The organism is Pseudomonas putida (genome assembly GCF_001976065.1).
Taxonomy (GTDB): domain Bacteria; phylum Pseudomonadota; class Gammaproteobacteria; order Pseudomonadales; family Pseudomonadaceae; genus Aquipseudomonas; species Aquipseudomonas serbica.
On record NZ_MNAH01000006.1, the window covers coordinates 189,990 to 211,414 of the forward strand.

The window sequence follows — 21,425 nt, forward strand, 5'->3', positions numbered from 1 at the left end:
TACGCACCTCAGCTCCGGTTTCTCTCGCCTCATGCCCGCAATTACCACAGATCTGCCCGCCCTCGCCCAATCCATCAAGGACTGGGGCCGCGAGCTGGGTTTCCAGCAAGTCGGCATCAGCGGCCTCGATCTGGCCGAGCATGAGCAGCACCTGGAGCGCTGGCTCGCCGCCGGCTACCACGGCGAAATGGAATACATGGGCGCACATGGCAGCAAACGCTCACACCCCGAAGAACTGGTGCCGGGCACTTTGCGCGTGGTGTCGTTGCGCATGGACTACCTGTCGGGCGATACCAGAATGGCGCAACTGCTTGCCCAACCGGAAAAAGCCTACGTCTCGCGTTATGCCTTGGGCCGCGATTACCACAAATTGATCCGTAAACGCGTGCAACACCTGGCGGAAAAAATTCAGGCCGAAATTGGCCCGTTCGGCTATCGCGCGTTCGTCGACAGCGCTCCCGTCCTGGAAAAAGCCATTGCAGAGCAAGCGGGCCTGGGCTGGATCGGTAAAAACACCCTGGTCTTGAATCGCAAGGCCGGCAGTTATTTCTTTCTCGCCGAACTGTTCGTCGACCTGCCGCTGCCAGTGGACCCGCCCCATGCCAGCGAACACTGCGGCCGCTGCACTGCCTGTCTCGACATCTGCCCGACCAATGCCTTCGTTGGCCCCTATGTACTGGACGCCCGGCGCTGTATTTCCTACCTGACCATCGAACTCAAGGGCGCCATCCCTGAAGATCTGCGCCCGCTGATCGGCAATCGGGTGTTCGGTTGCGACGACTGCCAGATCGTCTGCCCGTGGAACCGCTTCGCCCGCCCATCCGGCGAAAGCGACTTCAAGCCACGGCACAACCTGGACAACGCCGGACTGGCCGAGCTGTTCATGTGGGACGAGGACAAGTTCTTGAGCAGCACCGAAGGCTCGCCGCTCCGCCGGACCGGGTACGAAAACTGGCTGCGCAACCTGGCCGTCGGCCTCGGCAATGCGCCTTCAACCATTCCAGTGCTGGAGGCATTGAAGGCGCGACGGGAACACCCGTCCGAATTGGTCCGCGAACACGTCGAATGGGCATTGCAGCAGCACGCCGAACGTCAGGCTTCGTCGTTGTAGACGAACTTGGGCATTTCCCAATGGAAGCGGATCGCCAACAGCCGCAGCAGGAAGCCGCCGAACAGGGTGATCAAGATCGCCTGCTCTCCCGGCAAGTTCAGGTAAAGGCAAAACATGTAGCACCACGCCGCCGCGAACGAGACGCTGGCGTACAACTCGCGCCGAAAGATCAGCGGAATATCGTTGCAGAAGATATCGCGCAGGATTCCACCGAAAACGCCAGTGATCACGCCGCTGACCGACGCGACCAACATGCCATGTCCCATTTCCAGAGCGGTCATGCAGCCAATCAGCGTGAACGCCACCAGGCCGACGGCGTCCAGCACCAGAAACAATGACCGCAAATGGCGCATCCAGCGCGCAGTGAACACCGTGAACATCGCTGCAATGCTGGTCAGCACCAGGTATTCCGGGTGTTTGACCCAGGTGAGCGGGTAGTGGCCGAGTAGCACGTCGCGCACCGAACCGCCGCCCAGCGCCGTAACGCACGCGATCAGCACCACGCCGAACCAGTCCATGCCGCGACGACCCGCAGACAGGGCGCCGGTCATGGCCTCGGCGGTGATGGCGATCAGGTAGAGCATCAACAGCATGGTGGCGATCCTTGCAAAAAGGCGCGCAGTCTACGCACTTCGCCCAGGCACCAAAAGAGGGCGCCGCCATCTGTAGGAGCTGGCTTGCCAGCGAAGGGGCCGGAACAGACGCTACCCTGTCAGGCCTTGATGAAGTGCTGGCGGTAATGCTGCAGCTCGGCGATCGACTCGCGGATGTCGTCCAGTGCCAGGTGAGTGCTGCCCTTCTTGAAACTGTCGCGTACGTCCGGTGCCCACCGAGCGGCCAGTTCCTTGAGGGTCGAAACGTCGAGGTTGCGGTAGTGGAAATAGCTTTCCAGGGATTTCATGTGCGTATAAAGGAAGCGACGATCCTGGCAGATGCTGTTGCCGCAGATCGGCGATTTGCCCTTTGGCACCCACTTCTCCAGGAAGGCGATGGTTTGGGCTTCGGCTTCAGCCATGCTGATGCGACTGTCGCGCACGCGCTGGGTCAGGCCCGAACCGCCGTGTTGACGGGTGTTCCACTCGTCCATGCCGGCAAGGATCTCGTCGCTATGGTGAATCGCGATCACCGGACCTTCGGCCAGGGTGTTCAGGTCGCTATCGGTGACAATGGTGGCCATTTCGATGATGACATCGGTATCCGGGTTCAGACCGGTCATTTCCAGGTCGATCCAGATCAGGTTCTGCGAGTTTTGCATGTGTCGGCTCCTAGGCAATGCTGCGCAGTTTAGCCTAGGCCGGTGGCTGGGCGTGCTAAACTCGCGGCCGTTTTACCTAATCGCTGCATTCTTGATACGGAACACCCATGGCCAAACGCCAACTCAATCGTCGTCAAAACTGGCGCATCGAAAAGATTCAGGGCGAACGCGCTGCCCGCGCCGCCAAACGCGAGTCCTCGGCTGTCGAGGCACTTGAGGGTGGCGACCTGGGCCCGGAACAGCACGGCCTGGTGATCGCCCACTTCGGGGTGCAGGTCGAAGTCGAGGCCCGCGACGGCGAACTGGCCGGCCAGGTGTTCCGTTGCCACCTGCGCGCCAACCTGCCCGCGCTGGTGACCGGCGACCAGGTGGTCTGGCGTGCCGGCAACCAGGGCATTGGCGTGATCGTGGCGCAACTGCCACGCAACACCGAACTCTGCCGCCCGGACAGCCGTGGCCAGCTCAAGCCTGTAGCGGCGAACGTCGACATGATTGTCATCGTGTTTGCGCCGCTGCCTGAGCCCCATGCCAACCTGATCGACCGCTACCTCGTGGCCGCCGAACACGCGGGCATCAAGCCGCTGCTGTTGCTGAACAAGTTCGACCTGATTGACGAACACAACGCCCCGGCGCTGAATGCCTTGCTGGCGGTCTACCGTACCCTGGGTTACCCGGTGCTGGAAGTGTCGGCCCACCACGGCAACGGCATGGAACAACTTCAGAAGCAACTGGACGGGCGCATCAGCGTGTTCGTCGGCCAGTCCGGCGTCGGCAAGTCGTCGTTGGTCAACAGCTTGCTGCCAGAGGTCGAAACCCGTGTCGGCCCGCTGTCCGAGCTGTCCGGCCAGGGCACCCATACCACCACCACCGCGCGCCTGTTCCACTTCCCCGGCGGCGGTGAGTTGATCGACTCCCCGGGTATCCGCGAATTCGGCCTGGGCCACGTCAGCCGTGCCGACGTCGAAGCCGGTTTCATCGAGTTCAACGACTTGCTCGGCACTTGCCGCTTCCGCGACTGCAAGCACGACCGCGAACCGGGCTGCGCCCTGCTCAAGGCCCTGGAAGATGGCCGCGTGCAGCAACAACGGATGAACAGCTACCGCTCGATCATCGCCAGCCTGCCGGAAAACGGCTACTAAACAGACGTGCCGGCCGCCCTGACTTCAGCGGGGCGGTCGGCAGCTGGATCTTTCCCCTCGATTTAAACGTCAGACTTTTCTGTAAGGCCTGCGCACGCTCGCTTGTAGGGCATTTCTCTTTTCGCGTCAGTCCCTTGTGGCCGCTCGGCAATCGCCTAGGTTCAAACCCTCTTCGCACTAAAGCGAGACCGAGGGATACCCATGCAGACCTATCATCTATTCATCAGCCACTCGTGGAATTACCCCCACGCCCACGACAATCTCGTGCGCTTGCTCAACGCGCGGCCCGATTTCACGTACAAGAACTTTTCGGTGCCACCCGACAAGCCGATTGTGGGCGCGAAAACCGACAAACAACTTGAGGAGGCCATCGAAGACAAGATCCGCCCGTGCTCGGCGGTGTTGATCATGGCCGGGATGTATTCCACCTACAGCAAGTGGATCAACAAGGAAATCGAGATCGCCAAACGCATGGGCAAGGTCATCATTGCGATCAAGCCGTTCGGCGCCGAACGCATTTCCAAGGTGGTGCGTGACGCGGCGCACAGCGAATGTGCGTGGAACACCAACAGCATCATCAGCGCCATTCGCCAGCACACGGCGGTGTAACCATGCGCAAGGGACTGTTTATCGGCATCAACGACTACACCCACGTTTCGCGCCTGAGCGGCTGCTGCAATGACGCCATGGCCATGGCCTCCGTGCTGAAGACCGACGCCAACGGCGATCCGAACTTCAAGAACATCGTCCTGACCTCCGCCGAGGACTACCTCTGCCGGGAAAAACTCGAAGACCAGATCCGCGAGCTGTTTTCCGGGGACTGCAATGTCGCCCTGCTGTACTTCGCCGGCCACGGCAGCTTCGACACCGACACCGACGAAGGCATGTTGATCCCGCAGGATTACAAGAGCGCCAAGGACGGGATTCGCCTGAGCGACATCCTCAACTGGGCCACCAAGGCCACCAAGATCAAGAACAAAGTGATCATTCTCGATTGCTGCCAGAGCGGCTCGGCCGGCGAACTGCGCGCCTTGCGCAGCGAGTGCGCCGTGATCGGCGAAGGCATGACCATTCTGACCGCCTGCAAAAAAGCTGAGCCGGCGATGGAGGGCGCACAGCACGGTGTGTTCACCGGACTGTTGCTCCAGGCCCTGCACGGCGGCGCGGCGAACATCCTGGGCAAGATCACCCCCGGCAGCCTTTATTCGTTTGTCGACAACGCCCTGGATGCCTGGGAGCAGCGTCCGGTGTTCAAGACCAACGTGTCGCAGTTCATTTCCCTGCGCGAAGTTTCGCCGCTGATCCCCAAGGAAATCCTGCGCAAACTCCCCGAATGGTTTGCCGAAGCGGAGTCGGTGTACCCCCTCGCCCCAAGCTTTGAGCCCACCGAAGCTGAGTTCAACCCGGAACAGGGCGAAGTCTTTGCCCAACTGCAAAAGTGCAACCGCCACAGTCTTATCGAACCGGTGGACGCCGAACACATGTACTACGCCGCCATCCATGCCACCGGCTGCCGCCTCACCGCCCTCGGCGCCTACTACCGCGAACTCGCGATCAAGGGACATTTCTGATGCCTGTATTTATCAGCTACCGCCACATGGATCGTGCCTATGCGATCAATATCAACACGCGCCTGATGCAAGCCAATATCAAGACTTACCTTGATGTACTGGATGCCGAATCCCAGACCACCGATGACATCACCGGGGTGATCACCCGCAACATCAGCGAATGCACACATCTGCTGGCAGTGGTGTCAGAGAAAACCGCGCTGTCCTGGTGGGTACCGTTCGAAATCGGCGAGGCGACCATCACCAATCGGCGTATCTGCTCGTTCAAGACCGGCCCGACAGCGCTGCCGCTGTATCTGGACAAATGGCCGAAGCTGACCAGCGAGCGGGATATCGAGTTCTTTATCGATGCGTATCGCAACGAGTCGACGCTCAAGCGTTCCATGTCACTGGAATCCGTGAATGGCAACGAATCGGCACGCAGCGTCAACAGGAGTAACGCCGATCGATTCCACACGGATCTTAAATCCAGAATCATCCGTGGGTTTTAAGGCCGGAAGCACCCACAAAAAAGCCGACATCTGTCGGCTTTTTTGTGGCTCATTGCTTGGGTGGTTCGCCCGGCGCCGGTGCCGGATCATCGAACAGGTTCAGACGCTCGCGCAGCTCGTGGGCCGGCAGCGGTTGCTTGTCCGCTGGCAACGCGTTCGGGTCGACCGGTGCAACCGGTGCGGTGCCCGGCGCGGTCGAACCTTGCGGCGCATCAGGTGCCGGCTCTGCGCCCTGCGCCCCTTCGATCGCACGCTGGGCTTTTTTCGTCAGCACGACAATGTCGATACGACGGTTCACCGGGTTGAACGGATGCTCGCGGTCGAACAGGGCCGACGAGGCGTAACCGACCACACGCGCCACCTGGGCATCCGGATAGCTGCCCGCCACCAGCGCACGCCGTGCGGCGTTGGCACGGTTGGCCGAGAGTTCCCAGTTACCGAAATCACCGCTGCCGGTGTATGGCTTGGCATCGGTGTGGCCGCTGATGCTGATCTTGTTCGGCACGGCCTTGATGGTGTCGGCCATGGCCAGCAGGATGTCTTCGAAATAGGGTTTCAGGCGCGCCGAGCCTGAATCGAACATCGGCCGGTTCTCGGCGTCCACGATCTGGATACGCAAACCGTCCGGGGTGATCTCGAACAGGATCTGGTCTTTGAATTTCTGCAGTTGCGGATTCTCTTCGACCTTGTTCTGCAGTTCTTGCAGCAGCAGTTCCAGGCGTTCTTTCTCAACCATCTCGGCCATGCCTTCAACCTGATCGACATCGACGGTTACCTTGTCCGGCTGCGGCTGGGTCTTTATCTCGGGGTTGAGGGTATTTTCCGGCGCCATGGTTGGCGTGCCGCCCAGGTCGATGATGTATGGCGTGCCACTTTCGGAAAAGCCGATGGGGTCCTTGAAGTAGCCGGCGATGGCGATTTTCTGTTCCGGGGTGGCGGTGGACAACAGCCACAACACCAGAAAGAACGCCATCATCGCCGTGGCGAAGTCGGCGAAGGCGATTTTCCAGGCGCCCCCGTGATGCCCGCCGGCGATGCGCTTGACGCGCTTGATGATTATCGGCTGATTGTTCTCCATGGCTTAACGACCGCGAACCGCTTGTTCCAGCTCAGCGAAGCTTGGACGGTGCGCCGGGTACAGGACCTTGCGCCCGAACTCCACGGCCAGCGATGGCGGCATGCCCGAGGCGGAAGCAACCAGCGAGGCCTTGATGGCTTCGTAGACATTCAACTCTTCCTTGGCATCGTGGGCCAGGGAGTGCGCCAGCGGGCCGAAGAAACCATAGGCGGCGAGAATACCGAAGAAGGTACCGACCAGTGCCGCACCGACGTGCAGGCCGATGGATTTCTGATCGCCCTCACCCAGCGAGGCCATGGTCACCACGATACCCAGGACCGCCGCGACGATACCGAAACCGGGCATGGCGTCGGCGATACCGTTCACTGCGTGGGACGGGTGCTCCAGGTCTTCCTTGAGGCTGTAGAGCTCCATGTCGAACAGGCCCTCCAGCTCATGGGGCGCCATGTTGCCGGAGGACATGATGCGCAGGTAATCACAGATAAACGCGGTCATGCGCTCATCCTTGAGGACCGTCGGGTACTTGGCGAAGATCGGGCTCGCCGCGGCATCTTCGATGTCCGCTTCGATGGCCATCATGCCTTCGCGGCGGCTCTTGTTGAGAATCTCGTAGATCAGGCCCAGCACTTCCAGGTAGAAGGCATGGCTGAAACGCGACCCGAACATGCTCAGGGACTTCTTGAGCACGTGCATGGTCATATAACCAGGGTTGGCCTGCAGGAACGCACCGAGGGCCGCACCACCGATGATCATGACCTCGAAAGGCTGGATCAGGGCGGCAATCTTGCCATGGGAGAGCACGTATCCGCCGAGCACGCTCGCGAATACGACGATGATGCCGATAATTTTAGCCATAGGTAGGAGAGCACTTACTGAGTCGGGTTCAAGGTCATATTCGGAAGTTAAAAAATCTCTTCTTCTACTTATCGGCAAAACTGCGCCAGACTATAGCCAGTTCAGGCGAAAAGCCAATTTGACCCCCTCCGGGCCCAGGTATTGTTGACGATGATCGCCTCCAGACATGGCTAGACAAACGAACGCCACGACGCCAACACCAACCACGCTCGAAGGCTGGGTCAAGCTTCTCGACGGCGTGCGCCTGCCGGTTCCGCAGGCCAGTCACGACCGTGTCTGCCGGGCACTGCGCGACAGTCGCAGCTCGCTGCGCAATATCGCCGACCTGATGCAAGGCAGTCCGGCCCTGGCCTTGAGCGTAATTCGCGAGGCCAACCGGCACAGCCATGGCGCCATGAGCGAGCCTGCGGAAAACCTTGAGGTGGCCATCAACCGCCTCGGCTTGAAGCGCACCGAGGAACTGCTCGCACGCCTGCCTGTCATGCCCGAGGTCGAGATTCCGAAAGCCCTGCGCCAGCTGCAGATGATCAGCCAACACGCCAGCCAACAGGCCAATGGCTTTTTTGCCAGCCGCCTGGCGCGCCTGTGGCAGGACATCCATTGGGGTAGCCTGCTGTTCCTGTCACCGCTGTGGCCGCTGGCCCTGACCCATTCGCACCTGCTCGAAGCATGGGAGCAGCGGGTGATTCATAAAGGCGAGTCGGCGCGCACCGTCGAACAGCAACTGTTTGGCGCGCGCCTGCTGGAAATCGGCCAGGCCCTGGTGGATCTCTGGCACCTGCCGATCTGGGTGCAACAGGGCTATCGACTGCTGCTCACCGAGCAACGGGAACTGGTGAAAGTCCTGCGCATTGCCCGCGACAGCGAACATCCGCTACGCCAGCAGAATCGTCTGGACGACGACCCGACCCTGCGCCGCTGGCTCAACCAACCGGCCAACACGGTGCTGCTGGCCAATGGCCTGGCACTCTCGGCGCAGCAGGCTTGGGACAGTCCGCACAGTGAGCGCTGGCAGTACCTGACCAGCCTTTACCTGCAAATACCGATGGACGAGGTGCAACAGCAATTGCACCAGCAAGCCGCCAACAGCGCGCGCTATCACGCCATGCCCGACCTCTGGCATCCCGCGGTCGCGCTGATCTGGCCATGGGGCATGAACCCTGTGCCTGCCGGTTTGCAGCCAGCCCCGGCACCCACCGCCGAAGACCTGGCAAAGTGGCGCAAACAATGCGCCGAGTTGCTGGTGGAGCCGAGTCGCTTCACCAACGCCATCCACCTCACCACCTCTGCCCGTGACGCGCTGGTTGCCTGCGGCATGCGTCGGGTGATGATCCTGATGGCCGACCGCACCCACACCACTCTGCGTGTGCACCAGACGGCCGGCCTGCCCGACGAAGTGGCCGGCTTGAATTTTGTCGTCAGTCAAAGCGCGGTACTGCAACGCCTGCTCTCGCAACAGGCCCAGGTACGCCTGACGCCGCTCAACAACGCGCAGTTTTCCGCCTTGTTGCCCAACAACCTGCGCAGCCAGTTCAGCGGTGAACACCTGTTGCTGCGTTCGCTGCTCAACAATGGGCGGGTAATCATGATTATCGTGGCAGACCAGGGTGGTGGGCCATTCTCGGACATCACCGTGCAAGCCTTCGGCAAAACCGCGCAATGCATCGAAAAAGCGCTGCACAGCTTTAGTCAGCGCGGCCAATAAGGCTGCGCTACAATCCTCCCTTTTTGTGCCCTGGAGACCTCACATGTCTGACTTCTCTGGCTTGCCGCTGGTGATCGAGTCGAGCGACTTGCTCCCTCGCCTCGAAGCCCGCCAACTGATCCTGGTGGACCTGACCAGCAACGTCCGCTACACCGAAGGGCATATTCCCGGTGCGCGCTTCGTCGACCCCAAACGCACACAACTCGGCCAGGCACCCGCGCCAGGGCTCATGCCGCCGCAAGCGGCGCTCGAAGCATTGTTCGGTGAGCTGGGGCACAACCCCGATGCCGTTTATGTCGTCTACGACGACGAAGGTGGTGGCTGGGCCGGGCGCTTTATCTGGCTTCTGGATGTCATTGGCCACAACAAGTACCACTATCTCGATGGCGGCCTGACGGCCTGGCTGGCAGAAGGCATGCCCATGTCAATCCAGGTTCCCCCTCCCGCAGGTGGCCCGGTTGCGCTGACCCTGCACGACGAACCCACAGCCACGCGCGAGTACCTGCAAAGCCGCCTCGGCGCTGCTGACCTGGCTATCTGGGATGCGCGCGGGCCGCTGGAGTATTCCGGGGAGAAAGTGCTGGCGGCCAAGGGCGGCCACATCCCAGGCGCAGTCAATTTCGAGTGGACCGCGGGCATGGATCGGGCGCGCCACCTGCGCATCCGCACCGACATGCCGAAAATCCTGGAACAACTCGGCATCACCAAAGACAAAGAAGTCATTACCCACTGCCAGACGCACCATCGATCTGGCTTCACCTATCTGGTGGCCAAGGCTCTCGGTTATCCGCGGGTCAAGGGCTACGCTGGCTCCTGGGGCGAATGGGGTAACCATCCCGACACGCCCGTAGAGATTTAAGGTTTTTAAGGACAGTTAATGAACAAGCGTCTGTTTATCGTCAGCCAATACCTGCTGCCCCACAATCTGCTCTCGCGACTGGCCGGCTGCATTGCCGAATGCCGTGTGCGCTGGTTCAAGAATGCCTTTACCGCCTGGTTCGCCAAGCGTTACCAGGTGAACATGTCCGAGGCACTGGTCGAAGACCTGACCGCCTACGAGCACTTCAACGCATTCTTTACCCGCGCACTGAAAGAGGGTGCCCGCCCTCTCGACGAAACCCCGGGCGCCATCCTCAGCCCGGCCGACGGCGCGGTCAGCCAACTTGGCCCGATCGAGCACGGCCGTGTGTTCCAGGCCAAGGGCCACAGCTTCAGCGTGCTGGAACTGCTGGGTGGCGATGCGGCGAATGCCGCGCCGTTCATGGGCGGTGACTTCGCGACCATCTACCTGTCGCCGAAGGACTATCACCGCGTGCACATGCCACTGGCCGGCACCCTGCGCGAGATGGTCTACATCCCGGGTCGCCTGTTCTCGGTCAACCAGACCACCGCTGAAAACGTGCCGGAGCTGTTTGCCCGCAACGAGCGCGTGGCGTGCATTTTCGACACCGAGCGCGGGCCGATGGCCGTGGTGCTGGTGGGCGCGATGATCGTGGCATCGATCGAAACCGTGTGGGCCGGGCTGGTAACGCCGCCAAAGCGCGAACTGAAAACTTTCCGCTACGACGAAGCCGCGCGCGCGCCGATCCACCTGGAAAAAGGTGCGGAGCTGGGTCGCTTCAAACTGGGTTCGACCGCTGTCGTGCTGTTCGGGCCGGACCAAGTGCAGTGGGATGCGGAGCTGCTGGCCGGTTCGCCAGTGCGGATGGGTCAGGGTATGGGCTCACCGAAAGCCTAAAGACCGAGCTGCATTCCTGTGGGAGCGGGCTTGCTCGCGAAAGCGGACTTACAGTCAACATTAACGTTGAATGTGATGACGCCTTCGCGAGCAAGCCCGCTCCCACATTTGTTTCGGGTGTATCAGAGCTGGCCGTCGCGATCGCGGAAGCCCAGCAGATACAGCACGCCATCCAGCCCAAGGGTGGAAATCGCCTGTCTAGCCGACTGCTTGACCAGCGGCTTGGCCCGGAACGCCACGCCCAATCCGGCAATTGCCAGCATCGGCAGGTCATTGGCACCGTCGCCGACCGCAATGGTCTGCTCCAGTCGCAAGCCTTCCTTGTGTGCCAGTTCTTTCAGCAGATCCGCTTTGCGCTGGGCATCGACAATCGGCTCGATCGCCACGCCCGTCACCTTGCCATCAACCACTTCCAGTTCGTTGGCGAACACGTAGTCGATACCCAGCTTGGCCTGTAATTGCTTGGCGAAGTAGGTAAACCCGCCCGACAGGATGGCGGTCTTGTAACCCAGGCGCTTGAGTTCGGCGAACAGGGTTTCAGCACCTTCGGTCAGGCGAAGAGAGGCGCCGATCGAGTCCAGCACGCCAACGTCCAGCCCCTTGAGCAACGCCAGGCGTTCCTTGAAGCTGGCGCGGAAGTCCAGTTCACCGGCCATCGCCCGCTCGGTAATTTCCGACACCTTGTCGCCCACGCCGGCCGCCTTGGCCAACTCGTCGATGACTTCGGCCTCGATCAGGGTCGAGTCCATGTCGAACACCGCCAGGCGGCGGTTGCGACGGAACAGCGAATCTTCCTGGAAGGCGATGTCGACGTTCAGCTCCTGGGCGACGCTGAGGAATTCCGCCCGCAGTGACTGCGGATCAGCCGCTTCGCCGCGCACGGAAAACTCGATGCAACCCTTGCCTTTATCAGCCGGGGTGTCCAGCGGCATGCGCCCGGACAGGCGATCGATATGGTCGATGTTCAGGCCATATTTGGCGGTGATCGAACTCACGGCCTGCAATTGCCCGGCGGTGACCTTGCGTGTCAGCAGGGTCACGATGTGGCGTTTTTTGCCCTGGTTGCCGACCCACTGCTGGTAATCCTCTTCGGATACCGGCGTGAAACGCACCTGTTGATCAAGCTCATAGCCCTTGAACAGGATGTCCTTGAGCACCGACTTGCCTTGTTCGGTATCAGGAATTTCAACCAGGATGCCGAACGACAGGGTGTCGTGGATCACCGCCTGACCGATGTCGAGAATGTTCACACCACCCTGGGCCAGAACGCCGGTAATGGCCGCAGTCAGACCCGGACGGTCGACTCCCGTGATGTTTATCAGGACGATTTCGCGCAAGGCGCACCCCCGCAGGTGGAAAAAAACCGCATTCTACCCACATTCAGTGACCATCGGGCACCGTGAGCGCTTTGACGGCCTAGGGCCTGTCGCTATACTGCGCGTCAACTTCACGGACAAAAGAGCCGAGCTCAAGTGAACCGGCCTACGCCAGTAAAAACCGATAACTTCTTCCTGCTGATCTTCCGTGCACTGCGCCACCGCCGTGTACCGATTGCATTACGCATTGCCAGCCATAACGTGATCCTGGTCGCTCTGGCCCTGGTGATCTACGCCTGCGTGATGGGTTTGCAGTTCAAGCAGGCCATGCACGAGCAAGCGGATGCGCTGGGTGAAAGCCTGACCATGCAGACGGCCACCTCGGCTACTGAGCTGCTGGTGTCCAACGACATCCTCAGCCTCAACGTCCTGCTCAACAACCTGACCAAGAACAAGCTGGTGGCCCACGCCGCCATCTACAGCGTGGACAACCGCATCCTCGCCGAAGCCGGCCAGCGTCCCAAGCATGGCCTGTTGGGCGAAGCCGAGGGCATGTACCAGAGCAAGATCACGTTCCAGGACGTGACCGCCGGTCAGCTGCGCATCAGCCTGGACATGGACCAGTTCCAGCAGCCGATGACCATCAGCCTGCAAAGCATGGGCATCTTGAGTGCGATCCTGCTGGCCCTGTCGCTGGCCTTGAGCCTGCGCATGGGGCGATACCTCTCCACGCCGTTGCTGCAATTGCGGGTCTGGCTGCGCAATATCGACGAACACACCCCGGCCACCGAACGCAATGACGAGATCGGCGACCTGGCGCGCCAGCTGCACGCCGACTTTGCGCCAGAACCCGTCGAACCGGAACCTGAGCCGGAACCCGAATTCGAAGACAACGATGACGAGGACGGCGAGCCGGATTTCGAAGTGCGTAACCTGCGTGATCCGAGATTCGATGAAAGTCGCCCCATGGCCGCGATGAAAGCCGCGCCACGGCGTGTCGTCAGCACTGTTGAAGACGATGACGACGATGCGTTCGCCGACTTGCTCGATGATGCACCAGACAGTGTGGTGAAACCGTCGGCCAAACCTGTAGCCTCCAATGTACCGCAGCACAGCGCCGTGCTGGCCGTACAGCTGGGCTCACAGGAACAGCTGCGACGCCTGCCCCGGACACGCCTGGAAGATCTGCTCAAACGCTACCGCGACTGCCTCGACCAGGCGGCCTCGCTTTACCAGAGCGAACTGCACACCCTGAACGATGGCAGCACCCTGATGCTGTTCCACTCCGAAGACAGCGGCGACGATTACCTGACCAACGCCATCTGTTGCGGCGAGCTGCTGCGGGCGTTGGGTCATCAGCTGCAAATCGAAGTCGCCGACAGTGGCATCACCTTGCAATTGCAGCTTGGCCTGACCCTGGGCGAGGAACTGTTTGGCCTGAGCCAGATCGACCTGTTGCTGACCGACGCCGCACAGGATGCCCTGGCCCTGTCGCAGCACAGCCGCAACCTGCTGCTGGTTGAGCGCAAGATCAGTGACGACGCCCTGATTCGCCAGCGCGCACGGATCCGCCCGATAGCCAGCCCTGAAGGCGCCTGCTGCGTGGAGCGGCTGATGGAGCCGTATCCGTCGATGCTGGAACGCCAGCTGGCGCGGATGCACGAACGCCGGGCGTAATAGCCCTGTTATCAAGAAGCCCGCAGATGAGTTGATCGTCTGCGGGCTTTTTTGTTGCCTGTCCTGAGGCCTTCGCTGGCAAGCCAGCTCCTACAGGGCTCGTATGGATTCCACTAACTCTGTAGGAGCGGGCTTGCCCGCGAAGAGGCCGGGACAGGCACTAGAGATCTCCAACCTGCAGAAACAACAAGGCCCGCATCAAAGCGGGCCTTGTTTCCAATCCATCGAGCTTTAGAAGCGAAACACTTCCATATCCGTGCGAATCGGTGCAGCCATCGGGATCTTCGGCTGTTTTTCCTGTTCCGCCGCAGGCGCTGCAGGCTTGGCTGCCGGCTTGCGCGGTGCTTCGGCAATCGGAGGCTGGTTGGCCAGCGGCTTGAGCGCTACCGACAGCTGTTCAGCAAGCTTCTGCAGCAACACACCCTGTGCCTGAACCTGAGCCGCCGTATTACCGGCGTGCTGTTCCTGCAGGTGAATGATGCGGTTATCGCGCACCTGGCCACGACGGTCGATCAAACGCCACTGGGCATCGAGGATCGCCGGTTGCGTCTTCCCCGAATCCAGGCGCGTGATGGTCAACAGGACCTGGACATCCGGTGTGAACCCTGTTGTCGCAGGCGCCAGCACTACACGCTGGCTGTCCAAATGACCCGCCACCTGACGCAGCAACAGCTGATCGATGTCGGAAGACAGGCTGCCAGCCCAACGTCCGTCGGACGAGGCTTGCAGGCTGCCATCAGGCTGACGCTGCAACAGGGTTTCGCGCTGCAGGTAGTCCGCCACGGTGACCGGGCCCAACAAAACCGCCATGCCCGCGCTTTGCGCAGGCGCAACCGGACTTCCGCTGTCCAGTTGATACAGCGACACCGGTTGGTGAACGCTGCAACCCGCCAGGCCAAGAACGCCGGCGAGCATCAAAATAAAAGGAAGGCGCAGAGCAGTCATCGTCCCATCCAGGTGGCCGCCACAAGGCTGACCACAGTGAAAATACTCAATAAATATGAAGAACGCTCGGCCACGCCGGCGCTTGAAAGGCCATATCATCCGTGAATATGCGTTCCGACTCCAGCGCCAAAGCGTCGATCTACGCGTTAAATCGTAGATCGAGCGCTCTAGGACGCTTAATTGAGGTTTTCGACGAGCAGCGCATCCACCCTCTGGAAGCCACGTGGCAATTTGTTACCACGACGCCCACGCTCACCCTTGTAGTGTTCGAGGTCGTCTGCTTTCAGTGACAAGGTACGTTTTCCGGCCTGCAGCACCAAAGTGGCACCGTCCGGCACAACGGCGATGTCCGTGACATATTCTTCGCGGCTGGCCACACGCTCACCGGAAATCCCGATGATCTTGTTGCCTTTGCCCTTACCTAATTGTGGCAGATCGCTGATCTTGAAGATCAGCAGGCGACCTTCGGTGGTCACCGACGCCAGCCAGTTGTGCTCACGATCGGCCACTGGACGCGGCAGGATCACCTTGGCGTTGTTCGGCAGGCTCAACAGGGCCTTGCCTGCCTTGTTCTTGGCCTGCAGGTCTTCACCCTTGACCACGAAACCGTAACCGGCGTCCGACGCAATGACGTACAGCGCATCGTCTTCAGGCATCAGCACGCATTCGAAACTCGCCCCTGGCGGCGGTGTCAGACGACCGGTCAGCGGCTCGCCCTGGCCACGGGCCGATGGCAAGGTGTGTGCCGCCACCGAATAACTGCGCCCGGTGGAATCGATGAACACCGCAAACTGGTTGGAACGCCCCGCCGCCAAGGCCTTGAAACCGTCCCCGGCCTTGTAGGAAAGTCCGGTGGCGTCGATGTCGTGGCCTTTGGCGGAGCGCACCCAGCCTTTTTCCGACAGCACGACGGTGACTTTTTCGTTCGGCAGCAGATCGTGCTCGGTCAGCGCCTTCGCTTCAGCGCGCTCGACGATAGGCGAGCGACGGTCGTCGCCATAGGTCTCGGCGTCCTTGATCAGCTCGGTGCGCACCAGCTTCTTCAGCTTGGCTTCGCTGCTCAGCAGGGCTTGCAGCTTGGCTTGTTCCTTGAGCAGTTCATCCTGCTCGGAACGCAGCTTCATTTCTTCCAGTCGCGCCAATTGACGCAAGCGCGTGTCGAGAATGTAGTCGGCCTGGATTTCGCTCAGGGCGAAACGCTCGATCAGCGCGGCTTTGGGCTGCTCCTCAGTGCGGATGATGTGGATCACTTCATCCAGGTTGAGGTAGGCGATCAACAAACCATCCAACAGGTGCAGACGACGCTCGACCTTGTCCAGGCGGAATTGCAGGCGGCGACGTACGGTCCGAACCCGGAACTCCAGCCACTCGACCAGCAGGGCCCGCAGGTTTTTCAGCTGCGGCTTGCCATCCAGCCCGATGATGTTGATGTTGACCCGGTAGCTCGACTCCAGCTCGGTGCTGGCGAACAGATGCTGCATCAGCGCATCGTGGTCAAAGTTTTTCCGGGCGCCAGGAATGATCACGATCCGGCATGGGTTCTCGTGGTCCGACTCGTCGCGCAAGTCCGCGATTTGCGGGGCCTTCGACGGTTTGGCCTGCATCATGGCCGCAATCTGTTCCAGCACCTTGGCACCAGAAACCTGATGCGGTAGCGCGGTGACGATGATGTCGCCGTCTTCAATGTGGTAAACGGCGCGCATGCGCACCGAACCGCGCCCGGTCTCGTAGATTTTCAGCAGGTCGGCACGCGGCGTGATGATCTCCGCCTCAGTCGGGTAGTCCGGGCCCTGGATGTGCTCGCAAAGCTGCTCGACGGTGGCCTTGGGCTCATCGAGCAAACGCACGCAGGCACTGGCGACTTCGCGCAGGTTGTGCGGCGGAACGTCGGTGGCCATGCCCACGGCGATACCGGTGGTGCCGTTGAGCAGGATATTAGGCAACCGTGCTGGCAACACCAGCGGTTCGTCGAGGGTGCCGTCGAAGTTCGGGCCCCAGTCCGCCGTGCCCTGGCCCAGTTCGCTGAGCAGCACTTCGGAGTAGCGCGACAGCCGTGCTTCGGTGTAGCGCATGGCGGCGAAGGACTTGGGATCGTCCGGTGCACCCCAGTTGCCCTGGCCGTCCACCAGCGTATAGCGATAGCTGAACGGCTGAGCCATCAGGACCATGGCTTCGTAGCAGGCCGAGTCACCATGGGGGTGGAATTTACCGAGCACGTCACCGACGGTACGCGCCGATTTCTTGTGCTTGGAATCGGCGTCCAGCCCCAGCTCGCTCATGGCGTAAATGATACGCCGCTGTACCGGCTTCAGGCCGTCGCCGATATGCGGCAAGGCACGGTCCATGATCACGTACATGGAGTAGTTGAGGTAGGCATTTTCGGTGAAGTCAGCCAGTGACCGGCGTTCTACACCGTCCAGGCTGAGATCAAGGGAGTCGCTCATGCGGGCCTCATCGGTTCGTTGTCTGGCGCAGCAGCATGGTGCCACCGCGCTGGGTAAATTCAAGTTTGTTCAGCGCGCTCATACCGAGCAGCACTTGTTCGCCATCCAGGCCCGGCACGACGATGGCGCGCACATCACGCAGCACAATATCGCCCAGTTGCAGGCGGTCGACGCGGGTTCGATAACCCTCGGTGCGACCGTTGGCGGTGCTCAGGGTCACCCCGAAGCCTTGTTCCAGTTTCAGCCGTTCGGCCATTTGCGCCGGGATCGCCACATCGGTCGCCCCGGTATCGAGCATGAAATTCACCGGCTGGCCATTGATATGGCCGCTGGCAACGAAATGTCCCTGACCGTTGCTGACCAGTTTCACTTCGACGAATCCCTCACCGCGCTCCGAACTGACGACCACATTCGGATTCTGTTGGCGCTCTTCCCACTGGCCGAAAAACCGCGTCGCCAGAAACAGCGCGGCGCACCAGGCCAGTACCATCAATACCCGGCCGGCACGTTTGCCAGGGGGCTGCTGGCTCATGGCTGGGCGCTCCAGCCACCTTCAGGCGCCGCGAAGCGCCAGACGATCGGACGGACCTCGCCATCGGCGCGGGCACCGGTGTTGTTGTCGATACCGATCCAGGCACCCTCGGCGTCCACGATCAAGGCCTCCGTCAGTGCAAAGTCCTGGGGATAACGACGGTTTTCCTGCAACGCCTCATCGGCAAACGACCAGCAGCGTTCGACCTTGGCCGTCACCGCATCACGACGGCAAATCTCATACGCGTTGCGCTCGAGGGTAAACAGCTTGCCGTCGAACCATGACAGATCGGCAAAATCCCGGGGCATCGCCCTGGCGTTGGGAAATTGTGCCGGTTGCATTTCCTTTGCGCCTTCGCTCAGCAGCACACAGCCGCCGTCGCAGTCCCAGACAGTCTGCTTGCGCTTGACCAGCAGCAACCCGCGGCTCTCGCGCTCGGCAGCCAACCACAATTGGTCACCTTGCGGATTGATCGCCAGGCCTTCGAACAACGCATTGAAACGCAGCAACATACCGCTGGCCCGCGCCTCGCGCACCATGATCGGCGAAATCTTCAGCCAGGAGGTCGGCCCGGTTGGCGGAATTTGCAGCACCGCCGCATGGGACTCGCTGACCACATAGCGATTTCCGGCGCTGTCGCACGTGATTCCTTCGAAATCCAGATCACCGCCACGCACGAACGACGACACCCAGGCCCGTGACCGCAGACCCCATGGCAAGCCGCTGTCCGGCACAGGCGGGACGCCGATGCCTACCGCTTCCGCACGCCAGGCGCCGTCGCCCGTCTCGAGACGATAGATCTGATCGTCGTCGCGGTCGGAGACCGTCCACAACTCCGTGCCGCACTGGGCCAGCCCGGACAGGTTGCCGCCACGCATGCCGTCCACGGCATGCTCGGACAACAGACGCAGCTGCGGTGTCGGCTTGGCAGACACCGTGATCGAGGTCAGCAGCAACGCACACGCCAGGGCAAAGCCCAGCCGCATCAGCCCAGCACCTCCGCCAGGTTGCCCTTGGACTCCAGCCAGGTCTTGCGATCGCCAGCGCGTTTTTTCGCCAGCAGCATGTCCATCATTTCCGAGGTCGCGTCGAAATTATCGCCCAAGGTCAGTTGCACCAGGCGCCGGGTGTTCGGGTCCATGGTGGTTTCGCGCAGCTGCGGCGGGTTCATTTCGCCCAGGCCCTTGAATCGGGTGACCTGCGGCTTGCCGCGCTTCTTCTCGGCCACCAGGCGATCGAGAATGCCATCGCGCTCGGCTTCGTCGAGGGCGTAGTAGATCTCTTTGCCCAGGTCGATGCGGTACAGCGGCGGCATGGCGACATAGACGTGACCGGCATCCACCAACGGGCGGAAATGCTGGACGAACAATGCACACAGCAACGTGGCAATGTGCAGACCGTCGGAGTCGGCGTCGGCGAGGATGCAGATCTTGCCGTAACGCAGCTGGCTCATGTCCGCGGCGCCCGGATCGACACCGATGGCCACGGCGATGTTGTGCACTTCCTGGCTGGCCAGCACTTCGCTGCCGTCGACTTCCCAAGTGTTGAGGATCTTGCCGCGCAACGGCAGAATCGCCTGGAACTCTTTGTCCCGCGCCTGTTTGGCCGAACCGCCGGCGGAGTCACCTTCCACCAGGAACAGCTCGGACCGCATCGGGTCCTGCCCGGCGCAGTCAGCGAGCTTGCCCGGCAACGCCGGCCCCTGGGTGATGCGCTTGCGCTCGACCTTCTTGCTGGCCTTCAGGCGACGACCGGCGTTGTTGATCGCCAGCTCCGCCAGCGCCAGACCGGTTTCCGGGTGCGCATTAAGCCACAGGCTGAACGCGTCCTTGACCACCCCGGAGACGAACGCCGCGGCTTCGCGGGACGACAGACGCTCCTTGGTCTGGCCGGAGAATTGCGGCTCCTGCATCTTCATCGACAGCACAAAAGCGATGCGCTCCCAGACGTCTTCCGGCGCCAGCTTCACGCCGCGTGGCAACAGGCTGCGGAACTCGCAGAACTCGCGCATGGCGTCGAGCAGGCCCTGGCGCAGGCCATTGACGTGGGTACCGCCCTGGGCAGTCGGGATCAGATTGACGTAGCTTTCCTGCACCGCGTCGCCACCTTCCGGCAGCCACAGCAGTGCCCAGTCAACGGCTTCCTTGTTGCCGGCCAGGCTGCCGCAGAACGGCTCGTCCGGCAGGCGCTCGAACTCGCTGACCGCGTCGACCAGGTAGGAACGCAGGCCATCTTCGTAATGCCATTCGACTTTTTCGCCGGTGGCCTTGTCTTCAAAACTGACCAGCAGCCCCGGGCACAGAACGGCCTTGGCCTTGAGCACGTGCTTGAGGCGGCTGATGGAAAACTTCGGTGAGTCGAAGTATTTCGGGTCCGGCGCGAAGAACACGCTGGTCCCGGTGTTGCGCTTGCCGACCGTACCGATGATTTCCAGCTCGGTTTTCTTGAAACCGTCAGCGAAGGTCATCTGGTATTCGTTGCCGTCACGCTTTACACGCACCCGCACTTCGGTCGACAAGGCGTTGACCACCGAAATACCCACCCCGTGCAGACCGCCGGAGAACTGGTAGTTCTTGTTGGAAAACTTGCCACCCGCATGAAGCTTGGTGAGGATCAGCTCGACCCCGGAAACACCTTCTTCGGGGTGAATGTCCACCGGCATGCCACGGCCGTCGTCGCTGACTTCCAGCGAGTGATCGGCGTGGAGGATGACCTGCACCGATTTGGCATGCCCGGCCAAGGCTTCGTCGACGCTGTTGTCGATGACTTCCTGGGCGAGGTGGTTCGGCCGACTGGTGTCGGTGTACATGCCGGGGCGTTTGCGCACCGGGTCGAGGCCCGAGAGGACTTCGATGGCGTCGGCGTTATAAGAGCTAGCGCTGGGAGTGGCCATGGGGTCTCGTCGTCAGTCTTTCATTGAAAATAGGGGCAAGGTTTCACAGCGCGGTGAAATCAATCGCCTGATACAAATCTGCGCCAATGCCGGCAAAACTCAGCATCGCCGGAAGCTGCTCGGCAAAACCCTGGAAACCATGGTCGCCACCAGCCTGGATGCGCAAGGCACAGGCCCGGTAATACTGCTGGGCGAGGCGATAGTCCAGCGTTTCGTCACCGGTTTGCAACCATACCTGATAGCGTTGCGGATCCTGGGGTGCCGGCACTTCCAGCTCGGCGAGGGCCGTCACGTGGTCGTGGGTCATTTCCCAGGTCTCGTCGGTATACAGGTTCTTCTGTGTCCCCAGGAATCCATCGAACATCCGGTGTGGACTGACAGCGGGGTTGATCAACAGGGCTTTCAAGCCATGGCGCTCGGCCAGGTGCGTCGCATAGTAGCCGCCGAGCGAGCTGCCGACCAGCAATGGCCGCCCGAGCGCTCCAATCGCCTGCTCCAGCTGACCGATGGCCTCGCGGGGATGGTGATGCAAGGCTGGCACACGCAACTGGTCGATCAAGCCCAGGCGTTCCATCACTTCACTTAACTGAGTGGCCTTTTTCGACGCAGGCGCGCTGTTGAAGCCGTGGATATAAAGGATCGAGCCGGACATTCGAGTTCCCTGTGCGTCGGGTA

Annotated in this window: 20 protein-coding genes; 9 read left to right on the top strand and 11 right to left on the bottom strand. The window is 61.2% G+C overall.

Annotation, left to right across the window (positions count from 1 at the left end):
• The first annotated feature begins 31 nt into the window (after positions 1-31).
• A complete protein-coding gene (gene queG, locus BKX96_RS21140; RefSeq protein WP_077185402.1) occupies positions 32-1,111 on the top strand; it encodes a tRNA epoxyqueuosine(34) reductase QueG in 1,080 nt (359 codons plus the stop codon).
• Here the strand turns inward: queG and BKX96_RS21145 are convergent.
• Both BKX96_RS21145 and orn read right to left on the bottom strand, forming a co-directional pair.
• Positions 1,093-1,704 carry a trimeric intracellular cation channel family protein gene (locus BKX96_RS21145; protein WP_046819845.1) on the bottom strand — a complete coding sequence of 204 codons (612 nt, stop codon included), beginning with the start codon at positions 1,702-1,704 and terminating at the stop codon, positions 1,093-1,095. The two genes, queG and BKX96_RS21145, sit on opposite strands and share 19 nt — an antisense overlap.
• 119 nt (positions 1,705-1,823) lie before the next feature.
• Complete coding sequence (orn, locus tag BKX96_RS21150) at positions 1,824-2,366, bottom strand: oligoribonuclease (protein WP_046819846.1); 543 nt, start codon at positions 2,364-2,366, stop codon at positions 1,824-1,826.
• Between the two features lie 107 nt (positions 2,367-2,473).
• On the opposite strand from orn, the gene rsgA reads away from it, so the two are divergent.
• From rsgA to BKX96_RS21170, 4 genes are all read left to right on the top strand, one after another.
• Positions 2,474-3,505, top strand: a complete 1,032-nt coding sequence (gene rsgA, locus BKX96_RS21155; RefSeq protein ID WP_008064125.1) for a small ribosomal subunit biogenesis GTPase RsgA — start codon at positions 2,474-2,476, stop codon at positions 3,503-3,505.
• 201 nt (positions 3,506-3,706) lie between these two features.
• The gene (locus BKX96_RS21160) at positions 3,707-4,114 is read left to right on the top strand and encodes a TIR domain-containing protein (protein ID WP_046819847.1); all 408 of its coding nucleotides are present in this window, start codon (positions 3,707-3,709) and stop codon (positions 4,112-4,114) included.
• Between the two features lie 2 nt (positions 4,115-4,116).
• A complete protein-coding gene (locus tag BKX96_RS21165; protein WP_077185403.1) occupies positions 4,117-5,076 on the top strand; it encodes a caspase family protein in 960 nt (319 codons plus the stop codon).
• Complete coding sequence (locus BKX96_RS21170; protein WP_046819849.1) at positions 5,076-5,567, top strand: toll/interleukin-1 receptor domain-containing protein; 492 nt, start codon at positions 5,076-5,078, stop codon at positions 5,565-5,567. Before BKX96_RS21165 ends, BKX96_RS21170 begins: the two co-directional genes overlap by 1 nt.
• A gap of 49 nt (positions 5,568-5,616) precedes the next feature.
• On the opposite strand, the gene motB is transcribed toward BKX96_RS21170, so the two are convergent.
• Both motB and motA read right to left on the bottom strand, forming a co-directional pair.
• The gene (gene motB, locus BKX96_RS21175; RefSeq protein ID WP_046819850.1) at positions 5,617-6,645 is read right to left on the bottom strand and encodes a flagellar motor protein MotB; all 1,029 of its coding nucleotides are present in this window, start codon (positions 6,643-6,645) and stop codon (positions 5,617-5,619) included.
• A gap of 3 nt (positions 6,646-6,648) precedes the next feature.
• A complete protein-coding gene (gene motA / locus BKX96_RS21180; RefSeq protein ID WP_008063575.1) occupies positions 6,649-7,500 on the bottom strand; it encodes a flagellar motor stator protein MotA in 852 nt (283 codons plus the stop codon).
• Positions 7,501-7,666: 166 nt separating this feature from the next.
• On the opposite strand from motA, the gene BKX96_RS21185 reads away from it, so the two are divergent.
• From BKX96_RS21185 to asd, 3 genes are read left to right on the top strand one after another with little or no spacing between them, the layout of a single operon-like run.
• On the top strand, positions 7,667-9,205 hold the full coding sequence (locus BKX96_RS21185; protein WP_077185404.1) for an HDOD domain-containing protein: 1,539 nt from the start codon (positions 7,667-7,669) through the stop codon (positions 9,203-9,205).
• Between the two features lie 43 nt (positions 9,206-9,248).
• A complete protein-coding gene (locus tag BKX96_RS21190) occupies positions 9,249-10,064 on the top strand; it encodes a rhodanese-like domain-containing protein (RefSeq protein WP_077185405.1) in 816 nt (271 codons plus the stop codon).
• A gap of 18 nt (positions 10,065-10,082) precedes the next feature.
• A complete protein-coding gene (asd, locus tag BKX96_RS21195) occupies positions 10,083-10,943 on the top strand; it encodes an archaetidylserine decarboxylase (protein WP_046819853.1) in 861 nt (286 codons plus the stop codon).
• 122 nt (positions 10,944-11,065) lie between these two features.
• On the opposite strand, the gene serB is transcribed toward asd, so the two are convergent.
• Positions 11,066-12,280, bottom strand: coding sequence for a phosphoserine phosphatase SerB (gene serB / locus BKX96_RS21200; protein ID WP_046819854.1), 1,215 nt, complete (start codon positions 12,278-12,280; stop codon positions 11,066-11,068).
• Between the two features lie 135 nt (positions 12,281-12,415).
• Here serB and BKX96_RS21205 point away from each other — a divergent pair, with 135 nt between their 5' ends.
• Positions 12,416-13,936 carry an AhpA/YtjB family protein gene (locus BKX96_RS21205; RefSeq protein ID WP_046819855.1) on the top strand — a complete coding sequence of 507 codons (1,521 nt, stop codon included), beginning with the start codon at positions 12,416-12,418 and terminating at the stop codon, positions 13,934-13,936.
• Between the two features lie 231 nt (positions 13,937-14,167).
• Here BKX96_RS21205 and BKX96_RS21210 read toward each other — a convergent pair whose 3' ends face one another.
• The 6 genes from BKX96_RS21210 to BKX96_RS21235 form a co-directional block, all read right to left on the bottom strand.
• On the bottom strand, positions 14,168-14,881 hold the full coding sequence (locus BKX96_RS21210; protein ID WP_046819856.1) for a PqiC family protein: 714 nt from the start codon (positions 14,879-14,881) through the stop codon (positions 14,168-14,170).
• 176 nt (positions 14,882-15,057) lie between these two features.
• Positions 15,058-17,325: a DNA topoisomerase IV subunit A gene (parC, locus tag BKX96_RS21215; protein WP_046819857.1), complete on the bottom strand. Its 2,268-nt coding sequence runs from the start codon at positions 17,323-17,325 to the stop codon at positions 15,058-15,060.
• 7 nt (positions 17,326-17,332) lie between these two features.
• A complete protein-coding gene (locus BKX96_RS21220) occupies positions 17,333-17,857 on the bottom strand; it encodes a retropepsin-like aspartic protease family protein (RefSeq protein ID WP_077185406.1) in 525 nt (174 codons plus the stop codon).
• Positions 17,854-18,843 carry an esterase-like activity of phytase family protein gene (locus tag BKX96_RS21225; protein WP_077185407.1) on the bottom strand — a complete coding sequence of 330 codons (990 nt, stop codon included), beginning with the start codon at positions 18,841-18,843 and terminating at the stop codon, positions 17,854-17,856. The genes BKX96_RS21220 and BKX96_RS21225 overlap by 4 nt, the downstream gene beginning before the upstream one ends.
• Positions 18,843-20,750 (bottom strand): DNA topoisomerase IV subunit B, encoded by a 1,908-nt coding sequence (parE, locus tag BKX96_RS21230; RefSeq protein ID WP_046819860.1) that lies wholly within the window; start codon positions 20,748-20,750, stop codon positions 18,843-18,845. The genes BKX96_RS21225 and parE overlap by 1 nt, the downstream gene beginning before the upstream one ends.
• A 43-nt stretch (positions 20,751-20,793) precedes the next feature.
• A complete protein-coding gene (locus BKX96_RS21235; protein ID WP_046819861.1) occupies positions 20,794-21,402 on the bottom strand; it encodes a YqiA/YcfP family alpha/beta fold hydrolase in 609 nt (202 codons plus the stop codon).
• Positions 21,403-21,425 lie beyond the last annotated feature (23 nt).